Source organism: Nonomuraea sp. NPDC049486 (genome assembly GCF_040676925.1).
In the GTDB taxonomy this organism is placed as follows: Bacteria; Actinomycetota; Actinomycetes; order Streptosporangiales; family Streptosporangiaceae; genus Nonomuraea; species Nonomuraea ferruginea.
In genome coordinates, this window is record NZ_JBFAPV010000001.1 from 104,506 (window position 1) to 121,074 (window position 16,569).

12 protein-coding genes are annotated in these 16,569 nt (G+C 71.5%); 6 read left to right on the forward strand and 6 right to left on the reverse strand.

The window, feature by feature from the left end:
- The first annotated feature begins 12 nt into the window (after nt 1–12).
- Nucleotides 13–3,921, forward strand: a complete 3,909-nt coding sequence (locus AB0K05_RS00590; protein WP_271274732.1) for a S8 family serine peptidase — start codon at nt 13–15, stop codon at nt 3,919–3,921.
- Nucleotides 3,922–4,152: 231 nt separating this feature from the next.
- On the opposite strand, the gene AB0K05_RS00595 is transcribed toward AB0K05_RS00590, so the two are convergent.
- Nucleotides 4,153–4,383 (reverse strand): hypothetical protein, encoded by a 231-nt coding sequence (locus AB0K05_RS00595; protein WP_364225285.1) that lies wholly within the window; start codon nt 4,381–4,383, stop codon nt 4,153–4,155.
- A 96-nt stretch (nt 4,384–4,479) separates the two neighbouring features.
- Between AB0K05_RS00595 and AB0K05_RS00600 the strand changes: the two genes are divergently transcribed.
- Both AB0K05_RS00600 and AB0K05_RS00605 read left to right on the forward strand, forming a co-directional pair.
- A complete protein-coding gene (locus AB0K05_RS00600) occupies nt 4,480–4,956 on the forward strand; it encodes an ester cyclase (RefSeq protein WP_364225288.1) in 477 nt (158 codons plus the stop codon).
- A 27-nt stretch (nt 4,957–4,983) separates the two neighbouring features.
- Nucleotides 4,984–5,952 (forward strand): class I SAM-dependent methyltransferase, encoded by a 969-nt coding sequence (locus AB0K05_RS00605; protein ID WP_364225291.1) that lies wholly within the window; start codon nt 4,984–4,986, stop codon nt 5,950–5,952.
- Here AB0K05_RS00605 and AB0K05_RS00610 read toward each other — a convergent pair.
- On the reverse strand, nt 5,943–6,617 hold the full coding sequence (locus AB0K05_RS00610; RefSeq protein ID WP_219545155.1) for a polysaccharide deacetylase family protein: 675 nt from the start codon (nt 6,615–6,617) through the stop codon (nt 5,943–5,945). The two genes, AB0K05_RS00605 and AB0K05_RS00610, sit on opposite strands and share 10 nt — an antisense overlap.
- Before the next feature lie 98 nt (nt 6,618–6,715).
- The gene (locus AB0K05_RS00615; protein WP_364225294.1) at nt 6,716–7,897 is read right to left on the reverse strand and encodes an acyl-CoA reductase; all 1,182 of its coding nucleotides are present in this window, start codon (nt 7,895–7,897) and stop codon (nt 6,716–6,718) included.
- A 254-nt stretch (nt 7,898–8,151) separates the two neighbouring features.
- Between AB0K05_RS00615 and AB0K05_RS00620 the strand changes: the two genes are divergently transcribed.
- The 3 genes from AB0K05_RS00620 (at nt 8,152) to AB0K05_RS00630 (ending at nt 11,771) form a co-directional block, all read left to right on the forward strand.
- A complete protein-coding gene (locus AB0K05_RS00620; protein WP_364225297.1) occupies nt 8,152–9,798 on the forward strand; it encodes a hypothetical protein in 1,647 nt (548 codons plus the stop codon).
- A 98-nt stretch (nt 9,799–9,896) separates the two neighbouring features.
- Complete coding sequence (locus AB0K05_RS00625) at nt 9,897–10,703, forward strand: CDP-alcohol phosphatidyltransferase family protein (RefSeq protein WP_187281624.1); 807 nt, start codon at nt 9,897–9,899, stop codon at nt 10,701–10,703.
- Nucleotides 10,704–10,724: 21 nt separating this feature from the next.
- On the forward strand, nt 10,725–11,771 hold the full coding sequence (locus tag AB0K05_RS00630) for a sulfotransferase (protein WP_219545158.1): 1,047 nt from the start codon (nt 10,725–10,727) through the stop codon (nt 11,769–11,771).
- 80 nt (nt 11,772–11,851) lie between these two features.
- On the opposite strand, the gene AB0K05_RS00635 is transcribed toward AB0K05_RS00630, so the two are convergent.
- From AB0K05_RS00635 to AB0K05_RS00645, 3 genes are all read right to left on the reverse strand, one after another.
- Nucleotides 11,852–12,916, reverse strand: coding sequence for a glycosyltransferase (locus tag AB0K05_RS00635; protein WP_364225301.1), 1,065 nt, complete (start codon nt 12,914–12,916; stop codon nt 11,852–11,854).
- A complete protein-coding gene (locus AB0K05_RS00640) occupies nt 12,913–15,720 on the reverse strand; it encodes a CDP-glycerol glycerophosphotransferase family protein (RefSeq protein WP_364225304.1) in 2,808 nt (935 codons plus the stop codon). The genes AB0K05_RS00635 and AB0K05_RS00640 overlap by 4 nt, the downstream gene beginning before the upstream one ends.
- 87 nt (nt 15,721–15,807) lie before the next feature.
- Entirely contained in the window at nt 15,808–16,503 is a 696-nt protein-coding gene (locus AB0K05_RS00645; protein WP_364225307.1) for an SRPBCC family protein, read from the reverse strand.
- Nucleotides 16,504–16,569 lie beyond the last annotated feature (66 nt).

Genomic DNA, 16,569 nt, shown 5'->3' on the forward strand with positions numbered 1-16,569 from the left:
AGGAGAACCCCCATGAAGATTTCCCTAGGCGTGCGCCGACGGTGGCCGGTCGCGGCCCTCGCGGCGCTCGCCATGGCCACGACGGCTGTGCACGTGCCGCCGGCCGCAGCCGAGAAGGTGCAGAAGGAGCCGGCCGCGCCGGTCACCCTCGACGGCGTCGAGCCGGGCGAGCACGAGATCACCCTCATCACCGGTGACAAGGTCACGTTCACCGACGAGGGCGGCGGACGCTACCGCTTCCAGACGGAGGCCGCGCCCAGGCCCGGCGGCGCCATGCCATCCTTCCACGGCCAGGGCGGGCCCGACGCCTTCTACGTCTACCCCGACGACGTGCTGCCCGCGATCGAGTCGGGTCGCGTCGACCGCGCGTTGTTCGACGTGAAGTACCTGGCCGAGCACGGCTACGCGGACGACACCTCCACCCCGGTGATCGTGCAGTACCCCGAGGCCGCTGAGAACCGCCGGGCCGCGGCCGACGCGCTCCCGGCCAGCGCGCCGACGGCCACGCTCGACAGCATCAACGGCGCAGCCTTGGCCGTGCCGCATGACCGTACCGCCGCGTTCTGGACCGCCGTGCTGGACCGTACGCCCGAGGGACGGGTCGCGAGCACCCTCAGTGCGGGCCTCTCCAAGGTGTGGCTCGACCGCAAGGTCGAGGCCGACCTCGACTGGAGTGTGCCGCTGATCGGGGCGCCGCAGGCGTGGGCCGCCGGTTTCGACGGCACCGGCGTCAAGGTCGCCGTCCTGGACACCGGGATCGACGACACGCACCCGGACCTCGCCGGCAAGGTCACCGAGGCCCGGTCGTTCGTCCCCGGAGCCGAGACCGCGAAGGACGGCCACGGCCACGGCACCCATGTCGCCTCCATCATCACCGGCACCGGGGCGGCCTCCGGCGGCAAGCACAAGGGCGTCGCGCCCGGCGTGGAACTGGTCGTCGGCAAGGTGCTCGACGACGGCGGCAGCGGCGAGTGGAGCGGCGTCATCGAGGGCATGGAGTGGGCCGCGTCCAGCGGGGCCGACGTCGTGAACATGAGCCTGGGCGGCGATCCGACCGACGGCACCGACCCGATCAGCCAAGCGCTCGACACCCTCACGGCCGGCACCGGCACGCTGTTCGTCGTCGCCGCGGGCAACTCCGGCGAGGCCGAGAGCGTCGGCACGCCGGGCGTGGCCCGGTCCGCGCTCACCGTCGCGGCCACCGACAGGGACGACAAACTGGCCCCGTTCTCCAGCCGCGGCCCGCGGTCCGACGGCGCGCTCAAGCCGGACATCGCGGCCCCCGGCGCGGACATCGTCGCGGCCCGCGCTGCGGGGACCAGCATGGGCACACCCACCGGCGACTCGTACACCTCCGCGTCCGGCACGTCGATGGCCACGCCGCACGTCGCGGGCGCGGCGGCGATCCTCGCCCAGCGGCACCCGGACTGGGAGGCGGGCCAGCTCAAGACCGCGCTGATGAGCACCGCCGAGGACGTGGGCGGGACCGTCTACGAGCTGGGATCCGGACGGCTGGACCTCGCCACCGCGATCACCCAGCGGATCCACGCCACCACTCCGAACCTCGACTACGGCCACGTCGAGGCGGGCACCGCGCCGATCAGCAAGGAGATCTCGTACGTCAACGCGTCGGACCAGCCGGTGACCCTCACCTTGACCCCCGACCTGGCGAACACCGCCGGCGAGGCGGTCCCGGAGGGCATCCTGGCGGTGGACGCGACGCTGACGATCCCGGCCGGCCAGACGGCCACGGCCACCGTCACGATGAACGCGGCCGATCTCGCCGAGGGCGCCTACACGGGTGCGGTCACCGCGACCGACGGCGGCGGCACCCGGCTGACCATCCCCGTCGGCCTGCTCCGCGAGCCGCCGAAGGTCCAACTCACCATCCGAGTCCTCGACCGTGAGGGCGCACCGGCGGCGCCGGCGGTTCTCGGCATGCTGGACGTCACGGGCGGCCGCGGCTCGCTCGGCCGCCGCCTCCGGGCGGAGTCGCCCGGCGTCTTCACGGCCATGGTGCCGCGTAGCGTCTACAGCGTCACCGGGGCGTTGGCCTGGGTCGACCCGTCCACGTACCTGACGCACAGCGCCTGGCTGCTGGCGCCGGAGTTCGAGGTCTCCGGGGACGCCGAGATCACCCTCGACGCGCGTGACGCCCGCGAGATCCGCTTCGGCACGCCGGAACCGTCCGTCCCGTCACCGGAATCCCAGCGGTACACCTACGTCCAGGAGACGCTGGCGGACGGCAGCATCTGGTACCACGGGACGAGCTCCGCCCCGTTCGTCCGTCACTGGGCGACGCCCACGAAGAAGACCACCAAGGGCAAGGTCTCGCTGACCACCAGCGTGGGGCAGGCGGCTCCCGAGGTGACCATGAAGGTGCGCGGACGTGACGGGTTCGCCCTGCACCCCGAGGTCTTCCCCCACGTGGGCGACATCGTCAGGAACTACGGCGTGAAGCACGTCCCCTTCACCGGCAAGCTGACCGCGAAGCTGGTCGACGTCGGGATCGGCACTCCGGAGAAGCTGGCGGGGCTCGACCTGCGCGGCAAGCTGGCGCTGCTCGACGACGAAGGCAACTGCGGCGGGCGTCCGGAGCGTTTCCACGCCATCCGCGACGCGGGGGCGGCCGGCATCCTGATGTGGCCGTCGGGGCCTCTCTACTCCTGCGGCCTGGGGCCGTTCATCCCCCAGCCGGTGTGGATCCAGCCCGATGACGGCGTGACGGAGATCGGCATCCCCTACGTGTCGGTGTCTCCCACCGAGGCCCGCGCGTTGCGGGAGCGGCTCGCCAAGGGCGCGGTCAGCATCGACGTGCACGGCAGGCCGCATTCGCCCTACGCCTACGGGCTGCACCACACCGAGCGGGGCCGGGTGCCCGCCAAGCTGTCGTACGAGCTCACCGGCCGGCAGTTCGCGACCATCGACGCCCGCTACCACTCCGAGACGCCCACGGCCTACCAGAGCGAGTCGTGGCCGGTGGCGAAGTCGGACGTCGTGCCCATCCCGGCCGTGCTTCCGCAGATCGCCGCCCCGGGCGCGCGCGTCGAGTACGTCGGCCCCATCGACCCCGAGGCGGTCGTCGTACGCCAGACGAGCAGCGAGCAGTGGTCCCTGCTCCGCGCCATGCACGTCTTCCGCAGGCCGGCCCGCCTCACCCACCACTGGAACGCCGGCCCCTTCACCCCGAGCGCGTCCGTCGTGCCGGACGACGTCTACCGGACGATCGACCCCGCCGGCAGCGGGCAGAGCGTCGGGATCTGCTCGGTCTGCCGGCAGGGGGACGCCCTGTGGCCTCTCTACACCCGTACCGGGGCGCAGGGCCAGCTCGGACAGCCCGTGATCGGTGGCATGCGCCTCTACAAGGGCGGCACGGAGATCCCGCTCGGCATCGCCGCTCAGCTGCCCGCGTTCAACCTCCCCAAGGAGGCGGGCGACTACCGGTTGACCCTCGACGACGCCGAGGCCAGGACGACGGCGGAGTGGACCTTCCGCTCCCGGACGGTCACCGAGGAGGCCAAGCTGCCCGGCTACGACTGCCTGGGCGCGCTGGCCGGCGTCATGGACCCGTGCCGGCCGGAGGCGGTCGTGTTCGTCGCCTACGACCTGAGCGACAGCATCGGGCTGGACAACAGCGTGCCGGCGGGAAGGCGGCACACCTTCGACGCTGACGTCTACCACTCGCCGACGACCGCCCGCACGTCCGCCGTAGCCGGTCTCAAGCTGTGGACCAGCACTGACGACGGCGTGACCTGGGCTCCGGCCGACGTCCGCCGGGGCCGCGGCGGCGCCTACACCGTCTCGGCCAAGTATCCCCGCCTGTCCGCCACCAAGGGCGCGGTGAGCCTGCGGGCCGAAGGCTGGGACGCCGCGGGCAACCGCGTCACCCAGACCACCCTGCGCGCCTTCACCCTCCGCTAGCCGGGTGAACCGACGCTCCTGCGGGCTCCGCATCCAGCGGGGCCGCAGGAGCCGGGTGTGGGGGAACAGCACGTTCACGGCCGAAGCCGGGGGCGAAACAGAGAGGTCACAGGCCTTCGACGAGCCGGAATGCCCGGCCCCGGGCGCGCGCTCAGGGCACTCGTCGTGCTCACGGGGTAGGTCGGCCACGAACTCTGTCGCTGCGGCCTGGGTCCCTCGGGTCGTTCCGCTTTACTCCGGCGAGCCCAAGATCGCGCTGAATTCCGGTGCGGCCGAGTGGAATTCCTGGATGTCTGCGAGACCGAGGACTTCAATGGTTTCGCATGCGTAACCGTGGGAGACGGTGATGGGACGCACACCGGCTTTCCCATGTACAAGTGCGGATGGCGGAAGGTCTGCAACTTCATCAACGCGGGCGCTGTCGTGAACAACCAGTACGGCGGCAACGGAGTGGATCAGCATCTGCTGACCAGCCTCCTGAGAACGGCGACCTGCAGGCTCTAGCGGGTCTTGAACCGGCGGAGGGTTGTTGACAATCTGGAGGTCCAACATCAGCCCGTGCTGCCGTGGAGAATCGTGATGGCGGACGCGACGACTCTGAATCGCATACTGCTGGACCTCTATGGCCTTCACCAGTCCGACCCGGACTGGCTGGAGAAATCTCTCGCCGTGCTCACGGATGACTGCGAGGTCGTCAATATTCCGCTCGGCGCCACCTCTCACGGGCCTTCCGGGTACGCCCGGTTCATTCAGGCGTGGGTGGCGGCCTTCCCTGACAGTACGGTCGAGATCACGAATCTGTTCTCGACCGATGACCAGGGCGTGGTCGAGTTCATCGGACGCGGGACGAACACCGGCCCGCTGCTCGGTCCCGTCGGGGTGATAGCCGCGACAGGGCGTCGGGCGGAGGTGCGCTTCTGCAACGTGCAGCGGTTCGCCGATGGGAAGGTCAGCAGCTTCCACCAGTATTTCGACCTCATGGGTCTGCTCCAACAGCTCGGCGTGCCGCCGGCCATGCCTTCTTCTCCGCTCTAGCCGGTCACAGGAGATCAGGAACGGCTTATGGGCGCATCAGAAAGCCGATCTCTCGCCCATCTGGAGACGGTGCTCGACCAGACCGCGGCAACACTTCAGGCGCATGGAGCCGCCGTAGCGACGATGGAGGTGCTCTTTCTCGAACTGTTCACGATACGTGGGCAAGTGGCTGTTGACTTCTGGAAAGAAGTGGTGGTCGACGCCTGCCGCCGCCATCCCCTCGTACATCTTCTTCATCAAGATTCGTTCACCTTCCGCGCGTTCAGCAAACCACGTGGCTATGCGGGGGATGCGGTGCTGCTCGACTTCATGTATGCGGCTGAGGACTCGTCGACGCCGGCGGAATGGGAAACCGGCTCCCTGCTGGGCAAGCAGATCTGCCATTACACCTCCACCTGTTCGCAGGGAGCACGGGCTGCCCGGTCTCGCCGCCGCGTGATCATCGACACCCTGAACCGGTGTGCGGCCGGCGACTCAGCGCCGTCGGTGCTCTCCCTGGCCTGCGGGCATCTGCGCGAAGCCAGATACTGCCCCGCCCTCCGGCAGGGGAGTCTGGGCCGGTTCCTCGCCGTGGACCAGGACAAGGAGAGTCTGGCCGTCGTCTCACGCGAACTGGCGCCATGGGGAGTCGTCCCGCTGGCGGCCTCGGTTCGGGAGATCCTCAGAGGCGACGTGGTTCTGACCGGCTTCGACCTGGTCTACGCGACCGGTCTGTATGACTACCTCGCCGAACCGGTGGCGCAACGGCTCTGCGAGCGCCTCTTGCGCATGCTCGGTCCCGGTGGGCGCTTCCTGATCGCCAACGTGATGCCCACCTGCACCAGCGCCGCCTACATGGAGGCGTACATGGATTGGTGGTTGCTGTATCGAACCGAGACGCAGATGCTCAAGCTCGCCGAGACCTTGCCGGACAAGGACGTCGAAAAGATCCGCGTCTTCACCGACAACCTGGGGCAGATCGTCTTTCTGGAGGTGGAGAAGACGGCCTACGGGTAGCTGACGCCCGACCGCAGCTTGCCGCTGTAGAGCTGCGGCACGGTGACCAGGTGGTAGCCCCGCTTCTTCAGCTCCCTGATGACCTCCGGCATGGCCTGGACGGTCTGCGGCACCGTGTCGTGCATCAGGATGATGCCGTCGCGCTTGGCCAGGCTGAGCACCTTGGCCTTGATCTTCTTCTTGTCTTTCAGCGCCCAGTCGTGGGTCGTGCCGGTCCACTTCACCTCGGCGAGGTCCAGCTCGTCGGCGATGCGCAGCACGCGCTCGTCGGTGTGGCCGAACGGCGGCCGGAACATGGTCGCCGTCAGGCCCGTGGCCTTCTTGATGGCCTGCTGGCCGGCCTTGATGTCGTCGAAGATCTCGTCGTCGAGCCGGGGCGTCAGGGAGAAGTGGGAGTAGGTGTGGTTGCCGATCGCGTGTCCTTCGGCGAGCGTCCGCTTCGCCAGCGCGGGGCGCTGGTCGACGTACTTGCCCGTCAGGAAGAACGTGGCCTTGGCGCGTTCCTTCTTGAGGATGCGCAGGAGCTTCGCCGTGCTCTTGCCCGGGCCGTCGTCGAAGGTCAGCGCCAGACACTTGACCTCGGCACAGTCGATCTTCGCCTGGGCGGTGGTGGCGGGGGTGCCGCTCAGCGCCAGCGACCCGGCGAGCAAGCCATGAATCAGCACAGCCAACACCCTACGGCCCGTGCCTCCACGTGTTCGATCATGCTCGGGAGAAGGCGCAGGTCGCGGACTCTTGGACCGTTTTTCGTTATCGACCCGTGTCAGGCGAACACCGTCACCAGACGGGTGAACTCGCTCGCGACGTCCATGCCGTCCCACACCCGGTGGAAGCTGAGCGCGTCGCCGAACGGCACCATGCGGTCGACGCCCCGCCCCGCCAGGGCGTGGGCCAGCTCCATCAGCTCCTCGCGGGAGAAGCCGAAGTGGGTCATCGTCTGGTCGCGCCGTCCCACCAGGGGGATCAGCTCGGCCAGGGAGCCGAGCCTGGCGTGCGCGAACGTGCCGGCGCCGAGCCAGCGCCGGGGCGCGGTGATCGCGGTGGCGAGCGCGAGGGCGTCGTCGTGGAGGTCGGCCGCCCGTTCGTAGGCGGCCACCCGCCGCTGCACCGCCACGGCCGCGTCGACCGCCCACCCGCGCCGCTCGACCGCGAGCGACAGGCAGGCGGCGAAGGCGGCGCGGGCCGCGTCGCAGTCGGCGCGCGACCCGACCCAGAACGCCGTGCGCGGCGAGGAGCAGGCCGCCTGGTCGAACCAGTAGGAGTCGTTCACGAACCCCTCCGCCACCGCCGCCCGCGTGGCGCGCGGCGCGCCCAGCCACGCCGAGGCCCGCACCACCGCGAACGACGACCGGTCGGGGAACGTCAGCTCCCGCGCGTGCGGGGCCAGCGGATGGCGGCGGATCTCGTGCGCCGCGCGGTCGCCGCCCCAGATGACGCGCAGGTCGCAGGCCGAGGAGAGGGCGGCCGTGATGGTGGGGGAGCGGTCGTAGCAGATGATCCGCTGGGTGGCGGCCACCACCGGGTCGGCGTCGTCGAGCGCCTCCTGCAGCGCGTCGACGATCGTGGCGGCCATGGGACCCGCGCGCGGGGACAGCCGCACGACGTTGCGGTTGCCGGTCAGCGCCGACAGCGCCCACGAGTAGACGAACACGGTGTCGACGTCGGCGGGCGGGACGTGGAACGCCAGGCCGCGCGGCATCCGTACATGATCACCGCGCAGCGCGTCGATCGTGCGCAGCAGCTCGCCGGGACGCAGGAAGGAGCCGAGCGTGCCGAGCTCGGGATGGCGGCGCGCGAGCGCCGGGCGCAGCAGCAGCCGGCCGAACGCGACCAGGAAGTCGAGGATCCGGTCGTCGCCCACGGACAGGCGGCTCCCGGCCATGACCTCGTCGAGCAGGTGGTCGACGGTGACGGGCGGACCGGCGGGGAACCTGACGTCGAGCATCACGTCACCGCCCGGCCGCTGACACCCACCACGTGCATGCACTCTCCGTGTTGAGAACGCAACAAAGTGTAGTTGAGCCAGGCGTCAACTGAAACCGCGTCCCCTGGGCGAGTAAGGGAAGCGTATAAGGACGCGTGGCGCTGATCGGCGACTGCGAAGGTTCGACGGGGCGCGCCAACCGCACGGAGGGACACCATGCACGATTCCAACCACTGGTACGGTCACTCCCGCGTTCCCGGCCGGAAGCGGGTCCGATGCGCGTGATCGACGGCGCCGAAGGCGTCGAGCTGAGGGCGGGCCCGGGTGAGGCGCCGGGCAACGTCCGGCTGATCGGCGGCGCGATGCTGCTGTGGTCGGACACGGGTGAGATCACCTGCTGGCGGGCCGCCGCGCTGGAGCTCCTGGACCGGTTGCTGCCCGCCGCCGCGCGGGTCCTGCTGGTCGGCCCGCACCCGATGGAGCTGGTCGACCGGGTGGCCGGGCGGGCCGTTTCGGTGGCGGCGGTGCTGCGTTCGTTCCCCGACGCGTGCGCGCTGGGCGAGCGGCATCCGGGCATCGACGTCCACTGCGGACGCCTGGATCTGCTCGACCCCGACGAGCCGTACGACCTGGTGCTGGCGCTGGACGGGCTGGCCCGCACGCACTCGGCCGAGGCGCCGGCCGTGCCGTGGCGACGGTCGCTGGCCGCGCTGGCCGGGCTCGCCGCCCCGGGCGGGCGGCTGGTGCTCGGGGTGCGCAACGACCTCGGGGTGGACCGGCTCCTCGACGCGCGCCCGCCGGACCGCGACGGCCAGTGGGAGCCGCACGGCTGCGACCCCACCTACCCGAGCGGGCCGGTCACCCTCGACGCCGCGCTGGCGTCGGCGGGGCTCCGCGCCGAACGCTGCTACGCGGCCTACCCCGACGGCCGGGCGCCCCGGGCCGTGCTCGCCCGCGAGCTGCTCGGCATGGAGCTGCCGGAGGCGCTCACCTTCCCGCTGAGCGGGAGCGAGGCGGAGCGGATGCCGGCGGCCGACCCGCTGCGGCTGACCCGGCTGGTGTTCCGCCACCGGCTGGGGGACGAGCTGGCCCCGCTCTGGCTGGCCGTGGCCACCCGGGGGGAGCCGTCGTCCGCGGACCTGCCGCTCGGCCTGGTCGAGGAGGGGGCGTCCGTGCACGAGCTGGTACGCGACGGCACGGGTCCGATGATCGCGCTGCGGCTGCCCGGCGGCGAGGCGCGGCCGGTGCCGGCGGGCCGGGTCGTGGAGGAGATGCTCGTGGAGGCCTGCGCCCGCGAGGACGTCCGGGCCGTCCGCGTGCTGCTCACCGCGCTCGCCCAGTGGGTGGAGGACGGCGGCGATGTCACCGCCACGGCCGACGCGCTGGTCTGGGACGGGGAGTCCTTCCATCCGGTCGCCCCCGGCCCCGTCCCGCCGCCCGGGGGCGCCGGGCCGCCGCCGGCCGTGGTGCTCTGCCGGATGCTGTGGCGGTTCGCGGTGCGGTTGCTGGCCGCCGGGCACCACCATCCGTGGCCGTGGCCGCTGGAGAGCGACCAGCTCACGCTCACGCTGTGCGGCATGGCGGGCAGGCCGTGCGACCGCGCCGAGCTGGAGCTGGCCCGCAGGCTCGACGCCGAGCTGGGCCCGCCCGCCGGGCCGGACGATCCGGCGCCGACGTACCGCGACCTGCTGCGCGCCAGGGACCGGCTCGCCGAGCAGCTCGCCGTCGCGCTGGCCAGGGTCTCCCGGCTGGAGAGCCGGCTCAAGCACCGCGAGCGCGCGCTGGCGAGGGCGCGTTCGCGCCTGCGGCGCAGCCGCCACAACGCCTCCGCCTACCGCAGGACGCTCGGCTACCGGCTGTCACGCGGGCTCTCCGGCCCCCGCCGGGCCGCTCGCCGGGTCATGCGCCTGTTGTACGGATGACGTCTGCGGCGGCAGATGGTCAAGAACAGGCATGGACATCCTCTAGTAGTAGCAGAGAGTAAAGATTCAAACACGGCAGGTCGTCATGCTGTTGGTCCATGAGGACCTATTCGCTCGATGACGTCCACGAGACACGCAAGCGGAGAGACTCCTGGTGGACGGTGTACTTCGTGGACCCGATCGCCTGCCGGGTCGCGCTCGTGGTCGCCAACCGTACCCAGATCACGCCCAACAACCTCACGGTGTTCTCGCTGGTCCTCGGCGCGGCGTCAGCCGTGTGCCTGGCGGCGGGCGAGCTGGCGGCCGGCGCGCTGCTCTTCTACCTGAGCTTCATGATCGACTGTGTCGACGGCAAGATCGCCAGGTTGAAGGGCACGGGGACGCCCTTCGGGCTCTGGCTCGACTACGTCGGCGACCGGGTGCGGGTGGTGCTGTGCGCCGCAGGGCTCGCCTACGGGCAGTACGAGCGCACGGGGGAGGTCGCGTACATCCTGCTCGGCGCCGCCGTGGCCGTGCTCGACCTGTTCAGGTACGTCAACGCGCCGCAGATGAAGCGGGTCCACGCCGCCATCAGGGGGGAGCGGAACGCCGAGGAGGCCCCGCCGGACCTGGTGCCGGCGCCGCGTGAGGAGGACGCCGAGGCGCCCGTGCCGACGGGCTTCCTGCAGCGGCTCAACGCGTTCCTGGCCCGCCACCGGGTGCGATCGCACCTGATCAGCGGGATCGAGTTCCACGCGGCCGTGTTCGTGATCGCGCCCCTGATCGGGGTGGTGGCGCTGATCCCGGTGGCGGCGGCGGCCAGTTTCCTGCTTCTCGCCAACGAGGTCTTCCTGGTTTACCGGATGTGGCTCTTCGCCCGCAGGCATGGAGCCGCTCAGGAGAGCCGAGAGCACGTTCTCGTCTAAGTTTTCGGGGGTTAGTACGAAATGTCTGACAGGCCGGTGTTCGTCATCGGGTGCCCGCGCTCCGGGACCACGATGCTCCAGCTCATGCTCCACTCCCACCCTCGGCTGGCGGTGGCGCCGGAGACGAAGTTCGTCCTTCCCGCCTACTACCGCCGCCGGGTCTTCGGCGACCTGCGGGACGCCGCCCGCCGCCGCCCGCTGGCCGAGTGGATCGCCGGCGACCGCAGCACCAAGTTCCGCGAGCTGAAGATCGCCAAGGCCGACTTCGTCCGCGAGGCCGTGGAAGGGCCGGGCTCGCTCGGCTCCGTCATCGGGACCGCCTTCCGCATGTACGCCGACCGCTTCGACAAGCCCCGCTGGGGCGACAAGCGGCCCAGCTACGTCAAGCACACCGACCTGCTGCTCAGGCTCTTCCCCGACGCCCAGTTCATCCACCTGATCAGGGACGGGCGCGACTGCGTCGCCTCGCTCAAGGAGATGCCCTGGTACACGGCCGACTCCTTTCACGCGATCGCCACCTGGGCCGAGGCCATGGACGCGGGGGAGCGGCTGCGCCGGACGCTGCCCGAGGACACCTACTTCGAGCTGCGGTACGAGGACCTCACCGACGATCCGGAGACCGAGCTCAAGAAGCTCTGCGTGTTCCTGGACGAGGACTTCTCGCCCGCCATGGTCTCGCCGCGCGAGGCGGCCAGCATGGCCGTGCCGGTGCACAAGGTCTGGCACAGCAACACGCACGGCGAGGTCACCCGCAGCAGGGTGGGGAGCTGGGCCAAGCGGCTGGACTCCTGGGAGATCTCGCTGTGCGAGCACGTGTTCGGCGAGCGCCTCGAAGCCAACGGCTACGAGCTGTCCGGCGCGCCCAGCGCGGCCAAGGAGCACGTGGCGGCCTGCAACAAGACGATGGCCAGGCGGCGTACCAGCCGGCTGCGCAAGGGCTTCCGCGACCGCATCAACAGGATGCGCGAGCCCAGCCCCGTGGCGGCCCTGCTCACCAGCGGCCAGCGGGTGCTGGCGGGCGTCCCGCAGCAGCGCAACGAGTCGCCCGAGCTGGCCGAGCACAACTGATCACCGACGGCGCCGGCGCGGGGGCGCGGCGCCGTCAGCACGAAGGGCCCGCCGGTCACCGCCGGCGGGCCCTGTGTGGTTCAGCGCTCCAGGTGCGCGAACAGGGACTCCCAGCGGTCCAGCACGCGGTCGAGGCGGAAGGCCTCGGCGCGCTCGCGGGCGGCGGCGCCCAGCCGGCGCCGCTCGCGGTCCGATCCGGTGAGCGAGCCCAGCCGCTCCGCCAGCGCGTCCACGTCACCGGGCGGCACGAGCACCGGTCGCGCCGAACGAACCCCGCCCGACACGTCGAACGCCACCGCCGGCACCCCGTGCGCGGCGGACTCCAGCAGCACGATCGGCAGCCCCTCGTGCTCGCTGCTCATCGCCAGGAGCGAGGCGGCGCGGTACTCGGCCGGCATCTCGCCGGCGGGCACCCGCCCGCGGAACACCACCCGGTCCGTCACCCCCTCCTGGGCGGCGTGCGCGCGCAACCGGTCCAGCTCCGCGCCGTCGCCGATCAGGTGCAGCTCCCACGGCGGCGGCGCGCCCGACCGGGCGAAGGCGGTGATCAGCCGGTCGAACCGCTTGACCCCTTCCAACCGTCCCACCCCCAGCACGCGCGGCGCCGAGAGCTCCGACACCCGGCGGGGCCAGTGCGCCAGCGGGTTCGGCAGCGTCCAGGCGTTGGGCAGCAGGGCCTGCTCCGAGAAGCGCCACGCGTCGTCCTCGCTGAGGAACGCCGCCTGCTCCAGCTCCGGGTAGTGCTTCTTGATCGAGCCCAGGTGCCAGCAGCCGCTCGCATGCTCGTACGAGCCGTGATACTGGCCGATCGCCCGCAGGCGCTCCGGCATCAGCCCGGCCGTCCTGGTGACCACTCCCGGCGAGGTGAGCACCGCGTAGCCGGGGCGCATCGTCCCCAGCAGCTCCCGCAGCCTGCGGCGGGACCGCCGGCGCGCGATCCCGCCCTCCTGCCCCACCTGCGCGCTGCTGACCAGGTGCCGGTGGTAGCGCGGGTGCTCGACGTAGGGGAAGGGCGACGCGGCCCGGTGCAGGCCGATGACGTGCACCTCGTGCCCGCGCCGCGCCAGGCCCTGGGCGAGGGTGTGCGTGACCTGCTGGATGCCGCCGAGCGTGTCGGCGTCCAGACACGCGAAGACGACGTTCATGCCGCGTTCCCCGCGGAATCCGCGTCCGGCGCGGGCCCGGCGTTCGCCGCGTCCGCGGGGGTGCCGAGGTTTCCGGATGAACTCGCGTACCCGGAGGAAGCGACGGGCCGGACGTTCCCGGACAGGCCCGCGTTCCCGGACGGGCTCGCGCTCCCGGACGGGCTCGCGTCCTTGGAAGGGCCCGCGGCGAAGAAGTCCGTGACGATTCTGGCGGCGGCGTCGCCGTGCTCGTCGGCGCACCACAGCTCGCGGAAGGCCGCGTACCGCGCGGCGTGGGCGGCGTGACCGGCGGGCAGGTCGCGGAGCCGGTCGACGAGCTCCTCCGTGGTGGTCACGCACGGTCCCGGCGCGATGGACGGCAGGTCGTGGTAGACGCCCCGTTCCGTGAGCCGGTACTCGTCCCAGTCGTCGATGAGGAAGAGCATCGGCTTGCCGGTGATCGCGTAGTCGCACATCACGGACGAGTAGTCCGTGAGCAGCGCGTCCGAGACCAGCATCAGGTCGTTGATCTCCGGGTACGTCGCGGCCGGCCGCACGAAGTGGAGCAGGTGCTCGGGCGGCCGGTACCGCTCGACCGGGTGGGTGCGCAGGATGACCACCCACTCGCCGGCCAGCTCCTCCGCCATGAGCTCCAGGTCCGCCCGGACCGAGCGGCCGCTGCTCTTGGCCCGGTCGCGGTACGTGGGCGCGTACAGCAGGACCTTCTTGCCGGCGGGCAGCTCCAGCCGCGTGCGCGGGTCACCGGCGAACTCGCCCCTGACCAGCGCGTCGCAGCGCGGCGTGCCGTGCCGGTAGACCGGGCCGGTGTAGCCGTTGGACGGGATGAAACGGCGGGAGAACTCGGCGCTGGGCGAGATCAGCGCGTCCCAGCGGGCGACCGCGGCCCGCCACCGCGCGCGCGGCCCGTCGAAGTCGCCGCGCAGGTCGGGCGCGTCGAAGCCGATGGACTTGATGCCCTGCCCGTGCCAGGTCTGCAGGTAGCGGGTGCCGCGCGGTTTGGGGTAGTCCAGCGGGAAGCCATGGCTGTCCACCCAGTAGCCGGCCCTGGCCAGCGTCCAGACGTACTTCCAGCCGCCGCGCCGGACCCCGCGCGCGCCGGTCGGCGCCTCGCCGCGGCCCTTGGCCACCGACCAGACCACCTCGACGGGCAGGCCGCGCCGGCGCAGCTCCTCGTACAGGGCCCTGGGGCTGCCGGTGCAACCCTTGCCGACGTCCGACTCGAACAGCGCGAGGTCGCGGCGCGGCCGCAGCACCTTGATCATCAGCTTGTACGCGCGCAGCTTCATCGCCGGGGTGCTGATCCTCCTGATGAGCGCCCGCTTGACCCGTCCGGGCAGCGCCCGCCGCCGGGCGGAGCGTCGCACGCGCAGGTAGGCGGCGTGGCCGTCGCAGCCGACCGTGGCTCCAGGCAGCTCGATCGGCGTCATCTTCGGGTCCACGATGAGCCGGTCGGTGGTGGTGAGGCCGTCGGCGAGCCGGGTGAAGCCGATGCGCGGCTCGCAGGAGCCGTCCGGGGTGAAGGTCACCTCGGTGACGTAGCCGCCGTCGCCGGACGGGTGCGGCCGGAGCGGGACCCGCCGCCCGCCGAGCTTCAGGAACGCCTCCCAGGCCACCGGCAGCACGCCGAAGGGATCGTACGTGCGCACGGTCATCCGCACCCGGCGGCCGTCGCCGGCGATCTCGGTGACCTCGTGCCGCAGCCGCGACGCCGAGAACGGCAGCTCGGCCAGGCGCAGCGGGGTGATGTCCAGGCCGGGTGAGACCGTGGTGCCCCAGTAGGTGCGCCCGCCGAGCTGCACGGCGGCGCGCGGCACGGCCCGCGGCCCGGTCAGGCATCCGGCGGCGACGCGCAGGTCCTCGGCCCGGTCGTCCATGATGAGCCGGCAGCACACCTTGACCAGCGGGTCCACCCGCTCGTACACCTCGGCCGGTATTCCCTCCAGGTACGGGCGGACGACGGCGGCGAACTCCTTGACCCACACCAGGTCCCTGGAGGGTAGCGGGTTGAGGTAGACGCACAGGTCCTGCCGGAGGAAGCGGTGCTGCCGCTCGGGCACCAGATCGGCGGCCCCGTGCCGGCGCAGCGCCTCGTCGCTCAGCCTGGCGGCGGTCACGCGGTGGCGGACGTTGTCCATCTCCTCGATCGACAGCGAGATGGACGAGGCGCCGCGGGCCCGGTGCCAGTGGTAGACCACCCACGGCACGATCGCGAACCGCCGCGCGTGCGCGTACAGCTCGGTGGCGAAGACGTGGTCCTCGTAGTGGATGTCCTCGGGGAAGCGCACCCCGCTCTCGCGCAGGAAGCGCACGTCGTACAGCTTGTTGGTGCTGAACGAGTCGAGGAACAGCTCCGGGTCCTCCCGGATGCCCTCGACCACGCGCCGCCGGGCGAACAGCGTCGGGTAGTACGGGCGCAGTCGCCCGTTCCACTCGTACAGCCGGGAGATCTGGCCGGACACGAAGTCGGCCCCGGTCCGCTCGATCTCGGCCAGCAGGCTCTTGCAGGCGTGCCGGGGCAGCTCGTCGTCGCTGTCGAGGAACATCACGTACGGGGCCGCGGCGGCGTCCAGGCCGTCGTTGCGCGGGGCGCCGCAGCCGCCGCTGTTGCGCTCTCTGCGCAGGTAGCGGACGCGCGGGTCGGACGCCGCCAGCCCGGCCGCGACCTCGGGGGTGTCGTCCGTGCTGGCGTCGTCGGAGATGATCACTTCGAGGTCGCGCAGTGTCTGGCCGAGCACCGAGCGGACCGCTCTGGGCAGCCGGGGGGCGTCGTTGTAGGTGATCACGACAACCGTGCAATCCGCCATGCCTACCCCCCGTGCGTCACGACGTGGGAGTAGGCATTCCCGGCACTTCAGGAGGTACGACCGAATGGCAGTGTTTTTTGCCCAAAATCATCGAATAAGGCGACGAATCACCCAAACAATGACAAGTAGCGCGGCGACTCCGCCCAGCACCGGCGCCAGCCGCTTGAGCAGCGGAGCGCCCGCGATGTCGAGCAGGTCGAGCGCCTCCTCGTCGGGCGTGCGGGACGTGCGCATGGTGCCCGCCGGATGGGCGTCCTCGCCGGGCGCCGGCACGGCGGCCAGGTGGCGCTCCGCCGGTTCCTCGGCGACGGCCTCCTGCTGCGACTCCTGCGCGGGCTCGGCGAACAGGTCGGCGAGGTTCGCCGCGAACCGGTCGATGAGCTTCGCCCCGACCTCGGCCATCACCCCGCGGCCGAACTGGGCGGGCCGCCCGGTCACGTTGAACGACGTCTCGACCGTCACGGACGTGCCGCCGTCGACCGGCGTCAGCCGCGCCTTGACCGTCGCGGCGGCGGTGCCGGAGCCGCGCGCCTCCTTGCCCGAGGCCTGGATGGTGAGCGTGTGGGAGTCCTTGTCGACGTCCTCGAACGCGGCCGAACCCCGATAGGTGACGGTGATCGGTCCGACCTTGACCTTCATCCTGCCCGTGAACTGCTGACCCTCGACGCTGTCGAGAGCCGCCCCCGGCAGGCACGGGGCCACTCGCTCGACATCCAGCAGGACCGCCCAGGCCTGCTCGATGGGGACCGGGACCGTGAACTCGTGCTCGAACCGCATCGCCATCGATTCGCTCCTTCCCGCTGCTGCGAGACTACGTGCCGCGGGGGCGCCCCGGAAGAGGGGCGCCCC

Coding starts and splice junctions, on each gene's coding strand:
- AB0K05_RS00590 (WP_271274732.1), top strand. CDS start 13: ATGAAGATTTCCCTAGGCGTGCGCCGACGGTGGCCGGTCGCGGCCCTC.
- AB0K05_RS00615 (WP_364225294.1), bottom strand. CDS start 7,897: ATGCTCGACGTCAGGTTCCCCGCCGGTCCGCCCGTCACCGTCGACCAC.
- AB0K05_RS00595 (WP_364225285.1), bottom strand. CDS start 4,383: ATGCTGATCCACTCCGTTGCCGCCGTACTGGTTGTTCACGACAGCGCC.
- AB0K05_RS00630 (WP_219545158.1), top strand. CDS start 10,725: ATGTCTGACAGGCCGGTGTTCGTCATCGGGTGCCCGCGCTCCGGGACC.
- AB0K05_RS00605 (WP_364225291.1), top strand. CDS start 4,984: ATGGGCGCATCAGAAAGCCGATCTCTCGCCCATCTGGAGACGGTGCTC.
- AB0K05_RS00620 (WP_364225297.1), top strand. CDS start 8,152: ATGCGCGTGATCGACGGCGCCGAAGGCGTCGAGCTGAGGGCGGGCCCG.
- AB0K05_RS00645 (WP_364225307.1), bottom strand. CDS start 16,503: ATGGCGATGCGGTTCGAGCACGAGTTCACGGTCCCGGTCCCCATCGAG.
- AB0K05_RS00625 (WP_187281624.1), top strand. CDS start 9,897: ATGAGGACCTATTCGCTCGATGACGTCCACGAGACACGCAAGCGGAGA.
- AB0K05_RS00635 (WP_364225301.1), bottom strand. CDS start 12,916: ATGAACGTCGTCTTCGCGTGTCTGGACGCCGACACGCTCGGCGGCATC.
- AB0K05_RS00640 (WP_364225304.1), bottom strand. CDS start 15,720: ATGGCGGATTGCACGGTTGTCGTGATCACCTACAACGACGCCCCCCGG.